The organism is Idiomarina sp. 29L (assembly GCF_004123135.1).
Classification (GTDB): Bacteria; Pseudomonadota; Gammaproteobacteria; order Enterobacterales; family Alteromonadaceae; genus Idiomarina.
Window position 1 is genome coordinate 625754 of sequence record NZ_SDJS01000001.1, and the last position, 22065, is coordinate 647818.

Annotated in this window: 19 protein-coding genes; 7 read left to right on the forward strand and 12 right to left on the reverse strand. The window is 45.7% G+C overall.

The window, feature by feature from the left end:
- Positions 1-10 precede the first annotated feature (10 nt).
- Complete coding sequence (gene rluC / locus EST55_RS03085) at positions 11-958, reverse strand: 23S rRNA pseudouridine(955/2504/2580) synthase RluC (protein WP_100692064.1); 948 nt, start codon at positions 956-958, stop codon at positions 11-13.
- 452 nt (positions 959-1410) lie between these two features.
- On the opposite strand from rluC, the gene rne reads away from it, so the two are divergent.
- Positions 1411-4326, forward strand: coding sequence for a ribonuclease E (rne, locus tag EST55_RS03090; RefSeq protein WP_129496456.1), 2916 nt, complete (start codon positions 1411-1413; stop codon positions 4324-4326).
- 58 nt (positions 4327-4384) lie between these two features.
- Here the strand turns inward: rne and EST55_RS03095 are convergent, their stop codons facing one another.
- The 11 genes from EST55_RS03095 to gyrA all read right to left on the reverse strand — a co-directional run bounded on the left by EST55_RS03095 (position 4385) and on the right by gyrA (position 16066).
- Positions 4385-4690, reverse strand: coding sequence for a helix-hairpin-helix domain-containing protein (locus EST55_RS03095; RefSeq protein WP_100692062.1), 306 nt, complete (start codon positions 4688-4690; stop codon positions 4385-4387).
- A gap of 110 nt (positions 4691-4800) precedes the next feature.
- Entirely contained in the window at positions 4801-5493 is a 693-nt protein-coding gene (gene pyrF / locus EST55_RS03100) for an orotidine-5'-phosphate decarboxylase (RefSeq protein WP_129496457.1), read from the reverse strand.
- Positions 5494-5497: 4 nt separating this feature from the next.
- Positions 5498-6655, reverse strand: a complete 1158-nt coding sequence (gene lapB / locus EST55_RS03105; protein WP_129496458.1) for a lipopolysaccharide assembly protein LapB — start codon at positions 6653-6655, stop codon at positions 5498-5500.
- Positions 6656-6666: 11 nt separating this feature from the next.
- A complete protein-coding gene (locus EST55_RS03110) occupies positions 6667-6924 on the reverse strand; it encodes a lipopolysaccharide assembly protein LapA domain-containing protein (protein WP_100692059.1) in 258 nt (85 codons plus the stop codon).
- 79 nt (positions 6925-7003) lie between these two features.
- Positions 7004-7279: an integration host factor subunit beta gene (locus EST55_RS03115; RefSeq protein ID WP_088768116.1), complete on the reverse strand. Its 276-nt coding sequence runs from the start codon at positions 7277-7279 to the stop codon at positions 7004-7006.
- A gap of 44 nt (positions 7280-7323) precedes the next feature.
- On the reverse strand, positions 7324-9000 hold the full coding sequence (gene rpsA, locus EST55_RS03120) for a 30S ribosomal protein S1 (RefSeq protein ID WP_088768115.1): 1677 nt from the start codon (positions 8998-9000) through the stop codon (positions 7324-7326).
- Positions 9001-9110: 110 nt separating this feature from the next.
- Complete coding sequence (cmk, locus tag EST55_RS03125) at positions 9111-9803, reverse strand: (d)CMP kinase (RefSeq protein ID WP_100692058.1); 693 nt, start codon at positions 9801-9803, stop codon at positions 9111-9113.
- Positions 9804-9913: 110 nt separating this feature from the next.
- Positions 9914-11203 carry a 3-phosphoshikimate 1-carboxyvinyltransferase gene (aroA, locus tag EST55_RS03130; RefSeq protein ID WP_129496459.1) on the reverse strand — a complete coding sequence of 430 codons (1290 nt, stop codon included), beginning with the start codon at positions 11201-11203 and terminating at the stop codon, positions 9914-9916.
- Positions 11196-12299, reverse strand: coding sequence for a histidinol-phosphate transaminase (gene hisC, locus EST55_RS03135; RefSeq protein ID WP_129496460.1), 1104 nt, complete (start codon positions 12297-12299; stop codon positions 11196-11198). The genes aroA and hisC overlap by 8 nt, the downstream gene beginning before the upstream one ends.
- A 54-nt stretch (positions 12300-12353) precedes the next feature.
- Positions 12354-13439 (reverse strand): 3-phosphoserine/phosphohydroxythreonine transaminase, encoded by a 1086-nt coding sequence (serC, locus tag EST55_RS03140; protein WP_129496461.1) that lies wholly within the window; start codon positions 13437-13439, stop codon positions 12354-12356.
- Positions 13439-16066 carry a DNA gyrase subunit A gene (gene gyrA, locus EST55_RS03145; RefSeq protein ID WP_129496462.1) on the reverse strand — a complete coding sequence of 876 codons (2628 nt, stop codon included), beginning with the start codon at positions 16064-16066 and terminating at the stop codon, positions 13439-13441. The genes serC and gyrA overlap by 1 nt, the downstream gene beginning before the upstream one ends.
- Positions 16067-16215: 149 nt before the next feature.
- Between gyrA and ubiG the strand changes: the two genes are divergently transcribed.
- The 6 genes from ubiG (at position 16216) to EST55_RS03175 (ending at position 22035) form a co-directional block, all read left to right on the forward strand.
- On the forward strand, positions 16216-16947 hold the full coding sequence (gene ubiG / locus EST55_RS03150; RefSeq protein ID WP_129496463.1) for a bifunctional 2-polyprenyl-6-hydroxyphenol methylase/3-demethylubiquinol 3-O-methyltransferase UbiG: 732 nt from the start codon (positions 16216-16218) through the stop codon (positions 16945-16947).
- 3 nt (positions 16948-16950) lie between these two features.
- Positions 16951-17637, forward strand: coding sequence for an HAD-IA family hydrolase (locus EST55_RS03155; RefSeq protein ID WP_129496464.1), 687 nt, complete (start codon positions 16951-16953; stop codon positions 17635-17637).
- Between the two features lie 270 nt (positions 17638-17907).
- A complete protein-coding gene (nrdA, locus tag EST55_RS03160; protein WP_129496465.1) occupies positions 17908-20238 on the forward strand; it encodes a class 1a ribonucleoside-diphosphate reductase subunit alpha in 2331 nt (776 codons plus the stop codon).
- 17 nt (positions 20239-20255) lie between these two features.
- On the forward strand, positions 20256-21389 hold the full coding sequence (nrdB, locus tag EST55_RS03165; RefSeq protein ID WP_100692050.1) for a class Ia ribonucleoside-diphosphate reductase subunit beta: 1134 nt from the start codon (positions 20256-20258) through the stop codon (positions 21387-21389).
- A gap of 3 nt (positions 21390-21392) precedes the next feature.
- The gene (gene yfaE / locus EST55_RS03170) at positions 21393-21653 is read left to right on the forward strand and encodes a class I ribonucleotide reductase maintenance protein YfaE (protein ID WP_129496466.1); all 261 of its coding nucleotides are present in this window, start codon (positions 21393-21395) and stop codon (positions 21651-21653) included.
- Positions 21654-21768: 115 nt separating this feature from the next.
- On the forward strand, positions 21769-22035 hold the full coding sequence (locus tag EST55_RS03175; protein WP_100692048.1) for a GrxA family glutaredoxin: 267 nt from the start codon (positions 21769-21771) through the stop codon (positions 22033-22035).
- Positions 22036-22065: the final 30 nt, after the last annotated feature.

Consider the following 22065-nt stretch of genomic DNA (forward strand, 5'->3'; position numbering starts at 1 on the left):
GATTACCGCATTATTGCTTTGTTAATTGGGACAACGTAACGGTTAAGTTTTCATCTAAGGGAGCTTCAAACTGGACATCTTTGCCGGTTTCCGGATGCTTAAACGAAAGTTTCCAGGCATGTAGAAACAATCGAGTGAGCCCTTTCGACGCGATTAACTCATCAAAGTCATTGTCACCATACTTAGGATCTTTAGCGATAGGATGGCCCGCATGCAGGCAATGCACACGAATTTGATGTGTACGGCCTGTTAATGGTGATGCCTCAATAAGTGTCCCTTCAGCATAGCGTTGTTCAATTCTAAAGCGCGTTTGTGACGGTTTCCCTTCCGCACTCACCCGAACTATTCGCTCACCAGATAGCAGTGTGTTTTTCTGCAATGGCGCTTCAATTAACCTTACCCGCTTCTGCCACTGACCACGAACCAATGCTAAATACTGCTTATTCATTTCTTTGTTACGCAGTTGTTCATGCAGCGCCTTCAATACTGAACGCTTTTTTGCGACGAGCAAAATGCCACTGGTATCGCGGTCGATTCTGTGAACCAGCTCCAGATGTTTATCTTTAGGTCGCAGTGCCCTTAGCCCCTCAATAAGCCCGAAATTTAAACCTGAACCACCATGAACAGCGAGACCTGATGGCTTATTAACTACTATCAAAGATGCATCTTCATAAAGGATATGCGCTTCAAGTTTCGCTATTTTATCGAGCTTAGCCGACGGCAAAGGCGCTTTTTCAGCGACTTTAACTGGAGGAATTCGAATTAAGTCACCACTGTTAATTTTATAATCTGGCTTCGCACGCTTTTTATTAACACGCACCTCGCCTTTGCGAATAATTCGATAAACCAACGACTTTGGTACTTTGTTTAACTGTGCAATAAGGAAATTGTCCAAACGCTGACCCGATTCATCGGTCAGAACAGTATGCCAGCGGACTTTTTGTTGAATGCTTTTCATGGCGGTATTTTAGCACGCTTCCTAGTAATATTCAGTGAAATTAGCGCTTGTATTTTCGGCGTTTTTCGTGAAATAATTAAGTGTCAAAGTCCATCGTGGATGGCAGACAGAGAAACTAATTCGCGCAATCGTGTCAACAGAGCGACGCATTATCCACATCAGCGTACGGTTGAAAAGTCTTTCAAAGACAATAAACAAAATCCGAGATGTTGATGGCACGGAAAAAGAACAGAGAACCTCGCTCAAAAGAAAGAGCGATTGCAGACGTATAATATAGCGACAATATGACACCGGACATAATGGTGTTATCGGCACAGTCAAAATCATTTTAACCACACGTTTCAATAACGGGTGGCACAGGTCATAAGCCTGTACAACAGACGAATTCGATAATCGCACGGACACCAGAGTGCGTGTGTCATATTGTGGCCCGAAAACATTGAGTCACAGTAATGAAAAGAATGCTAATAAATGCCACGCAATTAGAAGAGTTGCGTGTAGCACTGGTAGATGGCCAGCGCCTTTACGACCTGGACATTGAAAGCCCGGGACATGAACAGAAAAAAGCAAATATCTACAAAGGTAAAATAACCCGCATAGAGCCTAGCCTAGAAGCTGCTTTTGTCGACTATGGCGCAGAGCGTCACGGCTTCCTTCCATTAAAAGAAATTGCCAAAACCTATTTTCCTGAAGGCTATACCTTCCAGGGGCGTCCAAACATTAAAGACGTTGTTTCTGAAGGTCAGGAAGTTATCGTTCAAATTGATAAAGAAGAGCGTGGCCAAAAAGGTGCAGCACTAACTACCTTCATTTCTTTGGCGGGCAGCTATCTGGTATTAATGCCTAACAACCCTCGTGCAGGCGGTATTTCTCGCCGTATAGAAGGTGACGAGCGTTCAGCTTTAAAAGAAGCTTTATCGGAAATTAATGTCCCGAAAGAAATGGGTCTTATCGTCCGTACCGCAGGCGTTGGCAAATCAAAAGAAGAATTAGAATGGGACTTAAATGTTCTTATTCATCACTGGGAAGCCATTAGCAAAGCGGCTACCGAGCGCCCTGCTCCATTCTTGATTCATCAGGAAAGTAATGTCATTTTCCGCGCCCTTCGTGACTATTTACGCCGTGACATTGGCGAAGTGCTTATCGATAGCCCGAAAGTCTACGAACAGGTGCGTAATCATATTCAAATTATTCGCCCTGACTTCTTGCAGCGCGTTAAGCAATATGAAGGCGATGTCCCTTTATTCAGCCATTACCAAATAGAGAGCCAAATTGAGTCAGCGTTCCAACGTGAAGTTCGCCTACCTTCAGGTGGGTCAATCGTTATCGATCCTACGGAAGCTCTAACCTCAATTGACATCAACTCATCTCGTGCGACCAAGGGCGGTGACATTGAAGAAACCGCTTTGCAGACAAACCTGGAAGCGGCAGAAGAAATTGCTCGTCAACTGAGACTTCGTGATGTAGGTGGCCTGGTCGTTATTGACTTTATTGACATGACACCAGCCAGACACCAACGTGATGTCGAAAATCGTTTACGTGACAGCCTTGCGCAAGATCGTGCACGCATTCAGGTGGCTCGTATTTCTCGCTTTGGCTTAATGGAGATGTCGCGCCAACGATTACGCCCGTCGCTGGGTGAGTCTGCCAATAACGTTTGTCCACGCTGTAACGGCCAGGGGACCATTCGTTCTAGCGACTCTTTAGCACTGTCTATTTTGCGTCTTATTGAAGAAGAGGCGCTGAAAGACAACACGATACAAGTTCATGCGCAGGTGCCCGTTGACGTTGCTACCTATTTGTTGAATGAGAAACGTCAGTCGCTGAACCATATTGAAAAACGCCATGACGTTAAAATCGTTATTATTCCAAATCATCATTTAGAAACGCCACACTTTGAAGTAATGCGTATTCGCGATGATGAAGTGCCGGAAGCGGCCAGCTTTGAATTGGTTCAGAAGCCTGAGCAACACGAATCACCGGTTTCTATTACGTTAACCCAAGAGTCGGCTAAATTTGATGAGCCAGCTCTTAAAGGTCTGCAGGCGCCAAATGCCGCACCTTCTCCAGCACCGGCGCCGAAACAACCTGAAAAGCCTTCTTTATTGAAGCGCTTATCAACTTGGTTAAGCAAGCTTTTTGAAAGCGAAGAAGAGAACGACAAGAATAAGCAGAGTTCAAATCAACGTCGCCCTAACCAACGTCGCAACAACAATAACCGACGTGGCCGAGGCCGTCGCCCTGCTAACCGCCTACAGCAAGGTCGTAATAATGCAGCCGACAAGGCAGCTGAAGACTCTGCTAAATCCGATAAAAATACGGATGACGCAAAAGGGACCAATAATAAGCCGAACCGCAACAGAAATGATCGCCGCCGTCGCGGTGGCCGCAATCGTAATCAACAGAATACTCAAAATGCTAGTGCTCAAAATCAGCAACAAACGGCTGAGCAAAACGCTCAGCCGCAAGCTGTTGCGGAGAAAGCACACGAAGTGAAACCTCGTCGTCAACGTAAACCGATGGATAAGTCCGTTCGCGTAAAAGGAGATGAGAGAGGTTTAGAGCAACAAGTGCAATCGTCTTCGGCAAAGCAAGAAGAACCGGCGGTTAAAAGCGATGAGACTCGCCAAGCGCCTGAACAAAAAGCCGATTCAACTAGTATTAAGAAAAATGCTGAGTCTGAAAAAGGCGGTAGCGAAGCGACTCAACAACGAGCACTAGATCCTCGTATGAAGGCAGCGGCGGAACTTGTTGAAAACAACGAGCACCTGCCAGTAAATGAGCAGAAGCCCGCTGAAGAAGCGACTGCTGAACCCGGCAAAGAGTCCGACGAACAAACAGAGGAAAACTCTACTCCGGAAGAAGTCGCGACTAAAGCCGAATCGACTCCAGAGCCTGATGTTCAGGAAATGACTGATCAAACGCCTGAAACTGGCAGCGAACAGACAGATGCTTCTGAGTCAAAAGATGTGACTGAGTCAGAAACAACTGACTCTGAGAAAGAAGCGCCATTGAAAGGTGACTCAACAGAGTCTGCTGAGAATACGCCTAAAGGTGATGCCGAAGAGAAAAAAGCACGCAGCCGAGCGCGTCGCTCCCCAAGACATCAAAGGGCAGCTGGTCAACAACGCAAGCAAAACCGTGAAAATAAAGAGCAAGACGATGCGCCTATTATTCCGGCACGTAAGTTGAGCGGCTCTGCATTTTCTCCAATGACTAAAGCCTCAGCCGTTGAAAGACAGGCTCCTTTTCAGGCACTAAACGTTGCCTCAAAGGAAACACGCTTAGCGTTCGTGAAAGATGAACAAACTGCAGGCTATGCAAATGCCCGCTCACGTTCATTTTCTGAAATGACAAAGTGTGACTAACACAAAAAAGCCAGTAAACACTCCCTGTTTACTGGCTTTTTTATTCTCTTCATTATCACTAATTCAAACGAATATTGGCTCGATTCTTCTCAAGCGTTTTCAAGCCTATCCCTTTTACATCTAATAACTGCTCTAACTCGGTAAACCCGCCAAGCTGCTCTCGCATTTCAATCAGCTTTTCTGCTTTTTTAACACCAATACCGACCAATGCTGACGCTATTTCCTGAGCCGAAGCGGTATTAATGTTTACGCCGGTTTGAGCTTCTGCTTGCAAAGCAATTGGCGAGGGAGAAACAATTGGTACTGCCTGAACTGAAAAACCAATAAATGAAGCCACAACAATTGGTAGCATTTTTAATTTCATAGTATGTTCATCCTTTTTGAAAACCACTGCGTCACTGCAGTGGCCATACTATAAACGCTTTTTGTTGAGGCTAATTCAAATTACGACTTATAAGACAGCTTGATAAGTCACTAAGCTATACTCGCAAGTATATCGTCCACCGCTTTTGCCGGGTCTGGGGACTGTGTAATAGGTCGCCCTATCACCATGTAATCAACTCCCGCCGAGACTGCTTCAGGAGGCGTCATCGTGCGACGCTGGTCATCTTTATTGCTGCCTTCAGGACGAATGCCAGGGGTCATAAGTTTAAAGTCCTTACCGCAAGCTGCTTTCAACATTTTTGCTTCCTGAGCGGAGCAAACCACTCCTTGCAAGCCTGATGATTTGGCCAAGTTCGCTAAGTATTCAACTTGCTCAGTAACTGTCTTAGAAATGCCCAACTCTTTTAAATCATCGTCGTCCATACTGGTCAATACCGTAACACCGATTAACAACGGCTGAGCTTCTAAATCTTTTAACGCTTCTGCAGCCGACTTCATCATGCGGCTACCGCCACTGGCATGAACGTTAACAACATCAACACCAAGCTTGGCCGCCGCTGTAACGGCTTTCGCGACTGTATTAGGAATATCATGAAACTTTAAATCTAAAAAAATAGAAAAGCCTTTTTGTACAAGCCCTCTCACCCACTCCGGACCCGCAGATGTAAACAACTCTTTCCCAACCTTTAAACCCACTTTTCCGGGAGCAAGCTGGTTAATTAATACATCTGCATCGGACGCATTTTGGTAATCGAGAGCGACATAAACTTTCGGTAATTCCATTCGACTATTCACCATCTAATCCAAATATCGGTTTTGTTGTTGACCAGCTTTTACATGACGGACACTGCCAATACAGTGTGTGTCCTGAAAAACCACAGTGATAACACTTATAATTTGGTCGCTGCACTATGTGTTCGTGCACCATTCTTTGCAATCGTTTAAGGCTGTCTCTGGCGCTGCCTACGTCGGCTGCCTGTATATGAAGCCCCATCAAATGGTGGAACCCGCGCATCGTTGGATGTTTCTCTAGCGCAGTCGCCATGAAGCTTTCGGCATCTTCGATACTTTGCGATTCAGCCATTTTTTCCGACAACTTGATAACCGCAGTAATACCCGCTTCCTGTTCCACACAGGTATGCAAGTAGTCGACAAAGCCGTGACTGTTTTTCTTAGCTGCAAATGCTTTCTCTAATAACGGAATAGTTTCGCAAACGTATGCCTTGTCTTGTTCAATTATTCTCGTTAGATGCTCTATCGCTAGGATATTCTCGCCCTGCTCCAGATAGATTTTCCCCAACGATAACGATGCCCGAACACACCCAGAATCTTGCTTTAAGGCTTTATTGAAGTATTTTATTTTACCCGAAATCGGGTCGACAGTTTCAGCCACCTCGCAATATAACTGTCCCAACGTTACTTTTACCGATGCATCCTGCTTTATCAGCTTTAACGCAACAATAATGGCTTTATCCCACTCATGGGTGGCTTCATACAGCTCGAGCAAATGCTTTTGGCTACGTTCTTTAAAAAGCTTATTGCTTTGTAAGCCATGAAACATTTTTTCTGCGCGATCATAGATACCCGCCGCCAAATAATCTTTACCTAACTCGTACATAGCAGTAAGGCGGTCGGTTTCAGACAAATTAGGTAATGATGTCAGGTTCTTATGTATTTTAATAGCCCGCTCTACTTCACCCCGACGACGAAATAGCTTACCCAACGTCCAGTGTGTCTCTATGGTTTCACTATCGACATCAAGCAACTCGACGAATAAATCGACCGCTTTATCGGGCTGATCAGAGAGCAGTAAATTAATACCGGTTGCGTATTGTTTTGAAAATCGCTTTTGCTCTTTCCTTTCTTCTGTACGCACGCTGTTGCGCCCCATGAACCAACCATAGGCGGCAGCAATTGGAAGAAGTAAGAAAAGAAGCTCTAACATTCAGCGCTGTCTCACTTACTTTGCTGTTTAGACAACAGCTTTGAGAGCTTTCGACAGCGATAACGCCAATATAAATTGGATAAAAACATCGCCAGTAATCCGACTAATACACCGCTACCAAAGAAGATTGCCAATAACGACGCAACAGTCATGTCGGCATTCAGAACCAATAAATTGACATTAATGACTTGCGTATTTTGGGCTCCGAACGCTAAGGCTAAAAGGAATATAGCCAAAACGGGAATAAGAATAAGCAACTTCCTGAGCATGTTCGCTTACCTGTTATTTATAAAAAAACGGCATGCCAGTATAGCATGCCGTTTTTATCAATCGAGCGTAAAAACCACTTTATAAATCGACGCGCTCACGCAACTCCTTGCCGGCTTTAAAATGAGGAACGTATTTCCCATCTAAGTTCACCGGCTCCCCGGTTTTCGGGTTTCGGCCAACACGTGGCGCACGATAATGCAAAGAGAAGCTTCCAAAACCGCGAATTTCAACGCGCTTTCCTTGAGACAAGGACTGCACCATTTGTTCGAGAATTTCTTTAACAGAAGCTTCAACTTGCTTAGGAGGCAACTCATGCTTCAAAGTTAACCGTTCAATTAGCTCTGATTTTGTCATAACTTACCTCCTGATAAAGCCGTTTATTCCGACTAAAAACTGTCTTAGTCGTCAGTTTTTGCCGCTTTGAACGCGTCAGCCATAGCACTGTTGATACCAGAGCTATCTTGCTGTTTGTTAACGCTTTCTACCGCTTCTTTCTCTTCAGCTTCGTCTTTCGCTTTGATAGACAGGCTCAGAGTGCGGTTTTTGCGGTCAACGCCCATAAAGCGAGCTTCGATCTTATCACCAACGCTTAATTCAGTGCTTGCATCTTCAACGCGGTCGCGTGCGATGTCTGCTGCACGTACGTAACCTTCAACGCTTTCTGCTAACTCAACTTTAGCACCTTTAGCGTCAACTTCAGTTACTGTACCTTCAACAATAGCACCTTTTTTGTTAGCTGCCAGGTAATTGTTAAACGGATCTTCTTCTAATTGCTTGATACCTAGAGAGATACGCTCACGCTCTGCGTCAACCTGCATGACAACAGCGGTAACTTCTTCGCCTTTCTTATAGTCGCGAACCGCTTCTTCACCTGGAGTGTTCCAGCTGATGTCTGACAAGTGAACCAAGCCGTCGATGCCACCGTCCAGGCCAATGAAGATACCGAAGTCAGTGATTGACTTGATTTTACCAGTAACTTTCTCGCCTTTATTGTGGTTCTTAGCAAACTCTTCCCAAGGGTTAGGTTTGCACTGTTTAAGGCCAAGAGAAATACGACGACGTTCTTCGTCAATTTCCAGAACCATAACTTCAACAGTGTCATCAAGGTTAACCACTTTAGAAGGATGAACGTTTTTGTTAGTCCAGTCCATTTCAGAAACGTGAACAAGACCTTCAACACCCTCTTCGATTTCTACGAAGCAGCCGTAATCAGTCAAGTTCGTAACACGACCAGTTAAACGGTGACCTTCTGGGTAACGGTTTGCGATATCTGCCCATGGATCTTCGCCTAATTGTTTCAGGCCAAGAGATACACGAGTGCGCTCACGGTCAAACTTCAATACTTTAACTGTGATTTCATCGCCAACGTTCACGATTTCGCTTGGGTGTTTAACACGTTTCCAAGCCATATCGGTGATGTGCAATAGGCCGTCTACGCCGCCTAAATCTACGAATGCGCCGTAGTCAGTCAGGTTCTTAACAATACCTTGTACTTCCTGACCTTCTTGCAAGTTCTCAAGCAGCTCTTCGCGCTCTGCACTGTTTTCTTTCTCGATAACAGCACGACGAGAAACAACAACGTTGTTGCGCTTCTGATCAAGCTTGATAACTTTGAATTCTAAGTCTTTGTTCTCAAGGTGAGTCGTTTCACGTACTGGACGTACGTCAACCAATGAACCAGGTAAGAACGCACGAACGCCGCCAAGGTCAACCGTGAAGCCGCCTTTAACTTTACCAGAGATGTAACCGGTAACCGTTGCGTTTTCTTCGTGTGCTTTTTCCAGCTGCAGCCAAGCTTCATAGCGCTTCGCTTTTTCACGTGAAAGAATCGTTTCACCGAAGCCGTCCTCAACAGCGTCAAGGGCTACATCAACTTCGTCACCGACGTTGATTTCAAGCTCACCTTCAGCATTGCGGAATTGTTCTGCAGGAATCGCACTTTCAGATTTAAGACCTGCATCAACTAATACTAAGTCTTTTTCGATAGCAACGATTGTGCCTTTTACGATGGAGCCCGGACGAGTTTCGACTTCTTTCAGGCTTTCTTCAAACAGCTGTGCAAAATTTTCTGACATAATAATTAACTTCGCTTAATAAATGACGTCCACTGAAATTCCATATGCAGCGGGGTTATTAAAAATGTTCACCTGTATCCTTACTGTGAACCCCTAATTAGGGCCAAGCCCTAGCTAGTTTCTGAGAGTTTGCTGTGGGCAAACGTCAATACTTGTTCCAATACGTCTTTAATCGGCGTATCAGTAGAATCCAAATACAAAGAATCCTCCGCGGGCTTCAATGGCGCCACAGAGCGATTCATATCGCGATCATCGCGTTCTTTAATTTCGTTTACTAATTGATCAATATTAGCATCAAAGCCCTTTTCCTTCAATTGATCAAAGCGTCTTTGGGCACGTTCTTCGGCAGACGCAGTTAAAAACACTTTTGCATCGGCGTCAGTGAACACCACTGTTCCCATATCGCGACCATCAGCGACTAAGCCTGGCAATTCCTTAAAGCCACGTTGACGACGCAATAGCGCCTCGCGTACACGCGGGAGCGCGGCAATCTTCGACGCCATATTACCGACTTCTTCCGTGCGTATCGTTAACGTAACGTCTTCGCCTTCCAAAATAATATGTGTCAGTGACTTTTCTTCGTCGGCTTCAAATTTTACATCCAAATGAGCGGCTAAAGCCACCAGGCTTTCCTCATCCTCCGGCGTGAAGTCGTGATGTATCGCAGCCAAGGCCAAAACGCGGTAAATTGCACCGCTGTCGAGCAAGTGCCACCCCAGCTTTTCTGCGAGTAACCGACTGATAGTGCCTTTCCCTGCACCACTAGGACCATCAATTGTAATGACGGGGATATGCGTTGCCATAAAATCCTCAATTTGCTCTGCGTATTGCAGCTTTTAGCGGCGCAATTATACGCATTTGTGAAAAAATTGCATTAATCAGGAGCACGAAATAACAGGAAGGCTGAGTTTAATCAGTAACTTTGACAGATTCGTGAAAACTCTTGGAAATAAGTAGGGTACGTTTTACGACAACAGTCAGGATCATTAATAGTGATACCAACGGGAGAAAAAGCGACCAATGAGAAACACATGGCCATCCGATGGTCTTTATAGGTGTCTATTTCAGCGCTTTGCCAATGCTGAACCGGGTGTATTTTTATATAATCGGCACCTTCTTCTATCTCTGCACCCAGCTTTCGTAACTCTGTCGCCATTGCCGATAATCGGTCTGTTTCCTTTACACGCCAGTTAGCAACGTTGCGAATAATGGTTGGTTTATCGGCAAATAGCGCTAACGGGGCAACCGTCATAGCAGCGTCAGGAATAGCATTAAAGTCTTGCTCAATACCTTTAATATGTCCTGAGCCTGTTACTGTTATTTGATGCTGACCCATGTCAACGTTACCACCCATTGCCTGAATGACTTCTGCAAACGCTTTATCACCCTGAATAGACGCAGCGCCGACACCTTCGATAGTAACCGGTCCCCCACCGAGCAATGCCGCAGCCATCCAATAGGAAGCACCGCTAGCGTCGCCTTCAACATGATAGTCTCCGGGCGACATATACGACTGCCTCCCTTCTATGTGAAAGCAATTTTCAGAAGCGCGCTCAATCACAACACCAAAGTCAGCTAACATTTTTAACGTGAGTTCGATATAAGGTTTCGACACCACCTCGCCCACCAAAGTTAAGGTGGAGTCGCCTTTTAGCAGCGGTAATGCCATGAGCAACGCGGAAATAAATTGGCTAGAAACGGAACCGTCAATAAAGAAATCACCAGCGTTCAGACCCGATTTAATTAGAACGGGGGGAAAACCGGATGTCTTTTGATAGATTACCCCTGCGCCTTGCGCTTGCAACGCTTCAACCAGGTGTTGAACGGGACGTTCCTGCATACGGGCATCGCCTGTCAGCTCAACTTGTTGATTGACGTTTAACGTAGCAGCAAGCACCGCTATTAGCGGTCGCATGGCGGTTCCAGCATTACCTAAAGGCAACGATGTTTCGGTAGGCTTCCAACGCCCGGAAAGCCCGGTAACCACCATCGTATTATCGACTTTTTCACACTGAACACCCAAGGCTACCAAGGCATTGAGCATGTGTTCAGTATCTTCGCTGTTGAGTAAATTGTGTAACCGGACAGGTTCAGAGCAGAGCGCTGACATTAACAACGCCCTGTTGGCAATACTTTTAGAGCCCGGAAGCACAACGGTTCCGCTGCATTGACTCCGGGATTCAAGGAAAATCGATTCAGCCACGCAGCTTTTTCATCGCCTTAATAAACGCATCGTTTTCTTCTGGTAAACCAATACTGACACGTAAATGGTTCGGCAGCTCATAGCCAGTAACCGGACGAACAATCACGCCTTCGTGCAGAAGCTCATCGTACAGTTTCTCCGCATCCGGACCGACTTCAATGGTCAGGAAGTTGCCGTAAGACGGAATATAGTTTAAGCCTGCGCTCTCACAAAAGTTAGTTAGCTGTTTCATGCCATGGGCATTAATCTCGACGGCTTTTTGCAAGTAAGCATGATCATCCAACACGACTTCTGCCGCTTTTAAGGACAGTGAATTCATATTAAATGGCTGACGAATACGGTTTAATACATCAGCAATGTTTTCATGGCTTACTGCATAACCTGCGCGTAATCCAGCCAACCCGTAGGCTTTTGAAAACGTGCGGCTTACTACAAGGTTGGGATACTCCTTAATCCACTCAACCGATGGCGCCCGTTCTGCTTCAGGTACGTACTCATAATAGGCTTCATCTAACACAATAATGACATTTTGAGGCACTTTGTCCAAAAACGCTTTAATTGACGCGGTCGTTAAAAAAGTGCCCGTTGGGTTATTTGGGTTAGCGATGAAAATCATCTTGGTCTTGCTGGTTATAGCAGCCGCCATACCGTCAAGATCGTGCCCGTAATCAACCGCGGGTACTGCAACAGGTTTTGCTCCAATGGCCTGGGTAACTAACGGATAAACGACAAACGCATGCTGTGAGAAAATGACTTCGTCCTGGTCAGATACGAACGTACGCGCCAGAATTTCCAACACGTCATTAGAGCCATTGCCTAAAGTAATTTGTTGCGTTGTCACTGAGTTCAGTTCAGCCAGGCGGCTTTTCAGGTAATACCCGTTCGCGTCCGGATAACGCACTAAGTCATTAAGCTCGGCTTCCAGTGCGGTTTTGACTTTCTCGCTCAAACCTAATGGATTCTCGTTTGACGCTAATTTGACGACGTGCTTTAAACCCAGTTCGCGCTGCAATTCAGACACCGGTTTGCCCGCCTGATAAGGTCGAAGCTGTTTTACACCAGGGTTAACCAATGACAATGCATCAAAATTACTCATAATTCTCGTAAGCCTTTTGTTTTATTATTTTTGGAACTTAACTCTATTTTGATTCTAGCTTTGACTTCTCTCAAAATCCGCCATAAAACTCAGTAACGCTTTAACACCGCCTATCGGCATTGCATTATAAATACTTGCTCGCATGCCACCCACAAAACGGTGCCCTTTCAAGCCTTTGAAACCTGCGGCTTCGGCCTGAGCTAAAAACTCAGCATCCAATTTGTCATCAGCAAGCTGGAAAGGCACGTTCATAATAGAGCGATATTGCGGGTTAACGGTATTTCGATAAAAGTCAGACTTGTCGATAAAGTCATACAATAACTGCGCCTTTTCATGGTTGATTCGACCCATTTCGGACAAACCACCTTGCGCCTTAAGCCATTTGAACACCAACCCAGCTAAATACCAGGCAAAAGTGTTAGGCGTGTTATACATAGACCCGTCTTTCGCCTGTAACTGATAGTCCATAATCGATGAAACCTGCTTCTGTGGTGACCCCAGCAAGTCTCGTTTTACGATGGCAATAGCGAAGCCTGACGGACCAATATTCTTTTGCGCACCAGCGTAAATAACACCAAATTTAGATACGTCCAGCGGCTCTGATAGTATATTTGACGACATGTCTGCCACAATGGGCGCATTAACATTAGGAATATCGTGAAGTGCAATACCGTCCACGGTTTCATTGGGGCAATAATGAAAATACGCTGCATTGTCAGACAACTGCCAATCATCCGGAGACTCAATCTCTTTACCTTTAACGCCCTCTTTCACCTGGCCTGCCACGTTAACTTTAGCAACAAACTTTTCAGCCTCGCGTATAGCAAAACCCGACCAAATACCGGTATCCAGGTAATCGACCGTTGAATCAGGCGCGGCAATATTCTGCGGTACTGCGGAAAACTGGCCGCGACCACCGCCTTGTAAAAACAAGACATCGTAGTCATCCGGAACATCCAGTAAGTCACGTAAGTCTTGCTCAGCCTCTCGTGCCATGCGCACATACGCCGGGTCACGGTGCGACATTTCCATCACAGAAACGCCTTGGTTATTCCAGTTGAGAAGTTCTTTCTGAGCTTGCTTTAAAACATCGACCGGCAACATTGCCGGTCCTGCTGAAAAGTTAAATACGTCACTCATTATTCTTCAGAAGCTCCTTCTTGGTTGGCTCCGTCTTCTTCGCCATTATCGGCAACAACGTCACCTTCAATCAGCTCTTCGTCTTCATCAATTTCATCAATGCGCTGCAAGCCGACAACTTTTTCGTCATCACCAGTGCGAATTAGGCGGACACCTTGCGTGTTACGACCAACCGTAGATACTTCGTTGACGCGAGTTCTAACCAATGTGCCTTTATTACTGATAAGCATAATTTCGTTGCCATCGATAACTTCCATCGCACCGACAACCGAGCCATTTCGCTCACTCACTTTAATAGAAACCACACCTTTGGTTGCACGGCTCTTAGCTGGGTATTCACTCAATGGCGTACGCTTACCATAACCATTCTCTGTAACCGTCAGAACGGCCGCTTCCTGGTCTTCGTACTCACGCGGCACTATAAGTGACACCACACGCTGGCCTTCTTCCAAACGAATACCGCGAACACCCGTTGCAGTGCGACCCATAGAGCGAACCTGCTCTTCCGCAAAGCGAACCACTTTACCCGCATCTGAGAACAACATGATGTCGCCATTACCGTCAGTAATATCAACACCGATAAGCTCGTCGCCTTCCACCAGGTTAAGAGCAATGATTCCACCATTACGTGGGCGAGAATACTCAGGCAATGGTGTCTTCTTAATCGTGCCGTTCTTCGTTGCCATAACCACGAACTTGTCTTCCGGATAGTCGCGGGTTGGCAGAATAGCGGTAATGCGTTCATCCTCTTCAAGAGGCAGCAAGTTAACAATCGGCTTACCGCGCGATGCTCGGCTTGCTAACGGCAACTGATACACCTTCATCCAGTAAATACGACCACGAGTCGAGAAGCACAAAATGGTGTCGTGCGTATTCGCAACCCACAGACGTTCAATGAAGTCTTCGTCCTTCATTTTCGTTGCGGCTTTACCTTTACCGCCACGGCGCTGTGCTTCGTACTCAGTCAGCGGCTGATATTTCACATAACCTTCATGAGAGAGCGTCAACACAACATCTTCTTCATTAATCAGGTCTTCCATGCTGATGTCGTGCGCTGCAGCAGTAATATCTGTCTTACGTTCGTCACCAAAGTTATCACGAATTTCAACAAGCTCTTCGCGAATCACTTCCATTAGACGCTCTGAGCTACGCAAAATGTGCAATAGTTCAGCGATTTGCTCTAACAGACCTTTGTATTCATCAAGAATTTTCTCGTGCTCTAAGCCTGTGAGTTTGTGTAAACGTAAATCAAGAATGGCTTGCGCTTGTGCTTCGGTCAGATGATAGTTGTCACCTTTAATGCCGTACTCTTCCGGCAAGTGATCCGGACGTGCCGCATCAACACCAGCCGTTTCCAGCATGGCAGCAACGTCACCCAGTTTCCAGGCACGGGAAATAAGCCCGGCTTTCGCTTCCGCAGGTGTTGGAGAGCGACGAATTAACTCAATAACTTCATCTATATTCGCCAGCGATATCGCCAGACCTTCCAAGATATGAGCACGTTCACGCGCCTTACGTAACTCGTAAACCGAGCGGCGAGTTACAACTTCGCGACGGTGACGGATAAAGCAATCCAGCATGTCGCGCAAATTAAATAGACGCGGCTGATTTTTATCCAGCGCCACCATGTTAATACCAAACACCACTTGTAATTGGGTGTTTGCGTATAAGTGATTCAGTACCACCTCGCCAACATCACCACGGCGTATTTCAATGACAATGCGCATACCGTCTTTGTCAGACTCGTCGCGCAAGGCGCTAATACCTTCAACGCGCTTCTCTTTTACTAGTTCAGCAATTTTTTCAATTAAGCGCGCTTTGTTCACTTGATACGGAATTTCCGTAACAACAATGGTTTCTTTGCCGGTTTTTTCGTCAACTTCTACTTCCGCTTTAGCACGCAAGTGAATGCGACCACGACCCGTTTTGTACGCTTCTACAATGCCGCTCCGGCCTGAAATGGTGGCAGCCGTTGGGAAGTCCGGACCCGGGATGTATTCCATTAACCCATCAACATCGATATCTGGGTTGTCGATCATCGCCAGAGAGCCGTTAATGACCTCAGTCAGGTTATGCGGCGGAATATTGGTCGCCATACCAACCGCGATACCGGAAGAACCGTTAACCAAAAGGTTAGGAACACGTGTTGGCAGTACGTCAGGAATGCGTTCAGTACCGTCATAGTTATCGACAAAGTCGACGGTTTCCTTGTCTAAATCGGCCAGTAACTGGTGAGAGATTTTAGCCATGCGAATTTCGGTGTAACGCATCGCCGCTGCTGAGTCGCCATCGACCGAACCAAAGTTACCCTGCCCGTCAACCAGCATGTAACGCAATGAAAAGTCCTGCGCCATACGAACAATAGTGTCATACACCGCGCTGTCACCGTGCGGGTGATATTTACCGATAACGTCACCGACCACACGCGCTGACTTTTTATAGGGTTTGTTGTAGTCGTTACGCAACTCGTTCATTGCGAATAAGACACGTCGGTGTACCGGTTTTAATCCGTCCCTGACGTCAGGCAATGCACGCCCGACGATAACGCTCATCGCATAATCGAGATAAGAGCTTTTTAATTCATCTTCGATATTAACCGGTGACACTTCTCTGGCTAGATCGCTCATAGTTCAGTCCCTAAAATAAAAATCCGCATATCTTTGTTATTTTGATGCAGTCATTGTACCCATCCGAAACGAGTCTCGCACCCTCTTTTTCTTATTCTTTAGCTAGGGTAGACTAGCCGCGTTATTTATCGCTCACAACAGTGCACTCCATGACTCAAGAAAACAAAAATACTGAACAAAAAAACGTCGATTTAGAAGAAATCGCTAAGTTCTCGGCCCTAGCCTCGCGTTGGTGGGACCCGGAAGGCGAATTCAAACCTTTGCACGAAATTAACCCGGTTCGGCTGTCTTTTATTGAGCAACACGCTAATGGCTTATTTGGCAAAAACATTCTCGATGTTGGTTGTGGTGGTGGTCTGCTCAGCGAAGCTATGGCAGAGCGTGGCGCCAAAGTTACCGGTATCGATTTAGCCGAAGAGTCACTAAAAATTGCTCGTCTGCATGCATTGGAAAGCGACATTTCTGTCGATTATCAATGTGTCGCCGTTGAAAATCACGCGGCCGAACATGAAAGTCAGTATGATGCGGTAACCTGTTTAGAAATGCTGGAACACGTGCCTGACCCAGCCTCTATAGTTAATGCCTGCGCAAAAGCGGTTAACCCCGGCGGTTTAGTGTTTTTCTCAACCCTAAACCGTAACGTTAAGTCCTGGCTGCTGGGTATTTTGGCTGCTGAACATATACTGGGTTGGGTGCCCAAAGGCACACACCAGCATCAGCGTTTTATTAAGCCGTCGGAACTTCTTCGTATGACCGATGAAGCCGGACTTAATGAGATTGATATTAATGGATTAATTTTCCATCCATTAAAAGGATTCACTTTGTCAGAAACCGACATAGACGTGAATTACATTACTGTTTTACAAAAGCCTCTGACCTAGCTCATGAAAAATCTCGCTAATAACCCCAAGCTTCCCGAAGGCGTGCTATTCGATCTCGATGGCACCTTGCTGAACACAGCTCCTGATCTCGGCGCGGCACTAAATAATGTGTGCGCTTTATATGCTAAAGAACCTGTTCATGAAGACATTTACACGCCAGTTGCCTCCCATGGTTCCAGAGGTTTGCTAAAGCTAGCCTTTTCAGAAGAGCTGCAGACCCATGAAAGCGAGTTACGGAAAGCTTTTTTGGACGCCTATTCGAACAGTATTGCCGCTAAGACCCATGTGTACGAAGGTGTTGTACCGCTACTCAATGCTCTGATTCAAGCTCAAGTAAAAGTAGCAATTGTTACTAACAAACCTAAGCAGTTGACCCAAGAATTACTGCCTAGCTTTCCCGAGTTTGATGTCTTTGAATCAGTTGTTTGCGGAGACACTCTAAGTGTATCAAAACCCGACCCTGCGCCCTTACTTCTTGCCGCAGAGCAGTTGGGGGTTAATCCTACAAGCTGTATCTACGTGGGTGACGCTGAACGAGACATTCAGGCTGGCCGTAACGCTGAAATGACAACGGTACTGGCTCATTATGGGTATATTAGCGACAGTGACTCACCAGCCGATTGGAAAGCCGACTATGGAATTAGCACACCATTAGAATTACTGGATATTATTGGACTACCACAACCTTGATCTATTAACCCATTTTTAAAGACAAAAAAGTTATAAAAAGCCGAGGTCCTCGCAAACTCACGTCTATTAAAGGCTAGAAAAAAATCAACAATTAAACGTCAAATTTCTTTTCATTTTCTCGATAAATTCGCTTGATCAAAGTCTGACTAAGACCTAGCATACTGAAAAATCAAAGACACTAGATATTGTGTGAATTTCACTCTGTATAACTAATGACCACAATATCTTGTGGGTACACCTCTATAACAAAAAGCTAAGAGTCGGCGCAAAATGAACGAGCAACTGTATGTCACCAAACGTAGCGGAGAGCGTGAGCCGCTAAACCTAGATAAAATCCATCGAGTGATCATGTGGGCAGCGGAAGGCCTGCATAATGTTTCCGCTTCTCAAGTCGAAATTAAGTCTCATATTCAGTTTTACGATGGCATTAAAACCGAAGACATTCACGAGACCATTATTAAGGCTGCAGCTGATTTAATCTCGGAAGAAGCTCCTGACTATCAGTACATGGCCGCGCGTCTGGCTATCTTTCATTTACGTAAGCGTGCTTACGGGAAATTTGAACCCCCTCGTTTATTCGATCACGTCAAGAAAATGGTGGCAGAGCACCGTTATGACGAGCACTTGCTGGAAGACTACAGCGAAGCTGAGTTTGATCAGATGGACGAGATTGTCGACCACTGGCGCGACATGAATTTCTCCTATGCAGCGGTCAAGCAGCTTGAAAATAAATATTTAGTGCAGAACCGTGTGACTGGCGATATTTATGAAAGCGCCCAGTTCTTATACATTTTAGTCGCTGCCTGCTTATTCGCGAACTATCCGAAAGCAACTCGCATGGATTACATCAAGCGTTTCTATGATGCGACGTCTGAGTTTAAAATTTCACTACCAACGCCAATTATGTCTGGCGTTCGTACGCCAACCCGTCAGTTCAGCTCATGCGTATTAATTGAAACTGGCGACAGCCTGGATTCTATCAATGCAACAGCCAGCGCCATTGTGAAGTACGTTTCTCAACGCGCCGGTATCGGTATTAATGCCGGTCGCATTCGTGCGCTGGGCAGCCCAATTCGTAATGGTGAGGCTTTCCATACTGGCTGTATTCCTTTTTACAAATACTTCCAGACAGCGGTTAAGAGCTGTTCGCAAGGCGGTGTTCGTGGTGGCGCAGCAACCCTGTTCTACCCACTGTGGCATTTAGAAGTAGAAAGCTTGCTGGTGCTTAAGAACAACCGTGGTGTTGAAGAAAACCGTGTTCGTCATTTGGACTACGGAGTTCAATTCAACCGCTTAATGTATCAACGCTTAATTAAAGACGACTACATTACGCTATTCAGCCCGTCTGACGTACCGGGCCTGTACGACGCTTTCTTCGAAGATCAAGAGAAGTTCGAACAACTCTATGTTCAGTACGAGCAAGACGAAAGCATTCGTAAAAAACGCATTAAAGCCATTGAGCTATTCAGCCTGTTTATGCAGGAGCGTGCCAGCACAGGTCGTATTTATGTGCAAAACGTTGACCACTGCAATACCCATAGCCCGTTTGACTCGAAAGTTGCGCCTATTCGTCAAAGCAATCTGTGTCTGGAAATTGCTCTGCCAACTAAGCCGTTACAACACGTCAATGACGAAGAAGGTGAAATCGCGCTGTGTACCCTGTCAGCATTCAACCTGGGTAAAATTAACGACTTAGGCGAGTTTGAAGAACTGGCTGACTTAGCCGTTCGTGCGCTCGACAGCCTACTGGATTATCAGGAATACCCAGTTCCAGCAGCGTATAATGCGACTATGAACCGTCGTACTTTAGGTATTGGTGTCATTAACTTCGCTTATTACTTGGCTAAGCACGGTGTTAAATACTCTGACGGCTCGGCGAACAGTCTGGTTCACAAAACCTTCGAAGCTATACAGTATTACCTGATGAAAGCCTCAATGAACCTGGCAAAAGAAAAAGGGGCCTGTCCGAAGTTTAACGAGACTACCTACTCGCAAGGCATTATGCCGACAGATACTTATAAGAAAGAGCTGGACAGTGTTTGTAATGAGCCTCTGCATCTCGACTGGGATCAACTGCGCGCTGATATTAAGCAGCACGGTATGCGCAACTCTACCCTTTCAGCGCTTATGCCATCTGAAACGTCTTCGCAAATTTCAAATGCGACCAATGGCATCGAGCCACCGCGCGGTTTTGTCAGCGTAAAAGCGTCAAAAGATGGTGTTACTAAGCAAGTAGTTCCGGACTACGAAACCCTGAAAGATAAATATGAACTGCTGTGGCAAATTCCGAATAATAAAGGTTACTTAGAGTTAGTCGGTATTATGCAGAAGTTTGTCGACCAAACTATTTCTGCCAACACCAACTACGATCCAGGCAAGTTCGATGCGGGTAAAGTACCGATGAAACAGTTGTTACAAGACCTGCTGACATCTTACAAGCTGGGCGTTAAGACCCTCTATTATCACAACACGCGTGACGGTGCGGCCGATAATCAATCAGATATCGCAGCCCGTAAAACAGCAGAAAAGCCTGGTGCACAGCCATCTGAAGTCATCATTGAAGAAGATGACGACTGTGCCGGCGGCGCTTGTAAAATTTAAAAGAAGGATTTTGCGAAATGTCGTACTCAACGTTTAACCAGGAACAAACGAACCCGTTAACCGAACCTATGTTTTTAGGTAACTCGGTTAACGTGGCTCGATACGATCAACAAAAACACAGTATTTTTGAAAAGCTTATAGAAAAACAAATTAGCTTTTTCTGGCGCCCTGAAGAAATTGACGTAAGCCGTGACCGAGTCGACTTTAATAAACTCACTGACAGCGAAAAGCACGTGTTTATTTCAAACCTGAAATATCAAACACTGCTGGATTCTATTCAGGGTCGTTCACCAAATATTGCGTTGTTACCGATTGTGTCGATTCCAGAGTTAGAAACCTGGATTGAGACCTGGTCATTCTTTGAGACCATTCACTCTCGCTCATACACGCATATTTTGCGTAACTTGTTTACTGACCCAAGCGAAGTGTTTGAAGACATCGTTATTAACGAGCAAATTAAAATTCGTGCGAACGATATTTCGCAATACTACGACGACCTTATTTTCTACACACAGCTGTGGCAAACCCACGGTGAAGGTGAAGTAACGATCGACGGTGAAACGTACAATGTGACTCAGCGCGAAATTAAAAAGAAACTGTTCTTGTGCATTAACTCGGTGAACGCACTGGAAGCCATTCGTTTCTATGTCAGCTTTGCCTGTACTTTCGCATTCGCTGAGCGTGAGCTCATGGAAGGTAACGCCAAAATCATTAAGCTGATTGCACGCGATGAAAACGTCCATTTAACTTCAACTCAGCATATTCTGAACTTATGGCAGTACGGCGAAGACGACCCAGAAATGAAAGAAATTGCCGAAGAGCTGCGTGACGAAGCTTATGAAATTTTCATGACCGCAGTGAAGCAGGAAAAGCAATGGGCTCACTACCTGTTCAAAGACGGATCAATGATTGGTCTGAACGAGAGCATGTTATGTCAGTACGTTGAGTACATCGCCAACCTACGTATGCAGGCAATTGGCTTTGACGCTCCTTTCGAAAATATGCGCTCTAACCCGCTGCCGTGGATGAACAAGTATTTGGTTTCTGACAACGTGCAGGTGGCTCCTCAGGAAGCGGAAATTACCTCTTACCTGGTTGGCCAAATTGATAGCGAAGTTAACGCCTCCGATCTTGGGGACTTTGATCTCTAAGCTATGACTAAAACCTTTAACGTCAAAGTTAACGGTGGGCCTGAGCTTGCCGTTGACGCGACTGAAGGAACGTTGCTGGAGACACTGGAAAAACACCAGCTGGAAATGCACTACCATTGTCGTAGTGGATTTTGTGGTGCATGCCGGACTAAACTAAATTCTGGTCAAGTACGTTATACCACTGAGCCGTTAGCTTACGTTCGAAAGGGCGATATTTTGCTCTGCTGTTGCGTACCGGAATCCGACCTGGATATTGAACACTAGCACAGAGCGTATTGGCTATTCACAGAATCGATTACAGTCATCGGTAAGAGCCATTTGTTTTTATGCCTAAAAAATGGATAATTCCCGATAACACTGATTAAGGAAGAGGTATTTCATGTTTACAGTAATTTTTGGACGCCCTGGCTGCCCGTTCTGCGTACGCGCAAAAGAAGTTGCCGAACAGTTAAAAGCAGACCGCGATGACTTCGATTATCGCTACGTTGATATTCACGCAGAAGGCATTTCTAAAGCGGACTTAGAAAAAACGGTTGGAAAGCCGGTACACACAGTACCTCAAATTTTTGTTGACGAGTCACACGTTGGCGGCTTCACTGAGTTTGAAGCATACGCAAAAGAGAACTTAGGCCTATACACGGCTTAATATTTCGAGCGTTAGCTTGAGAAAGGCGGC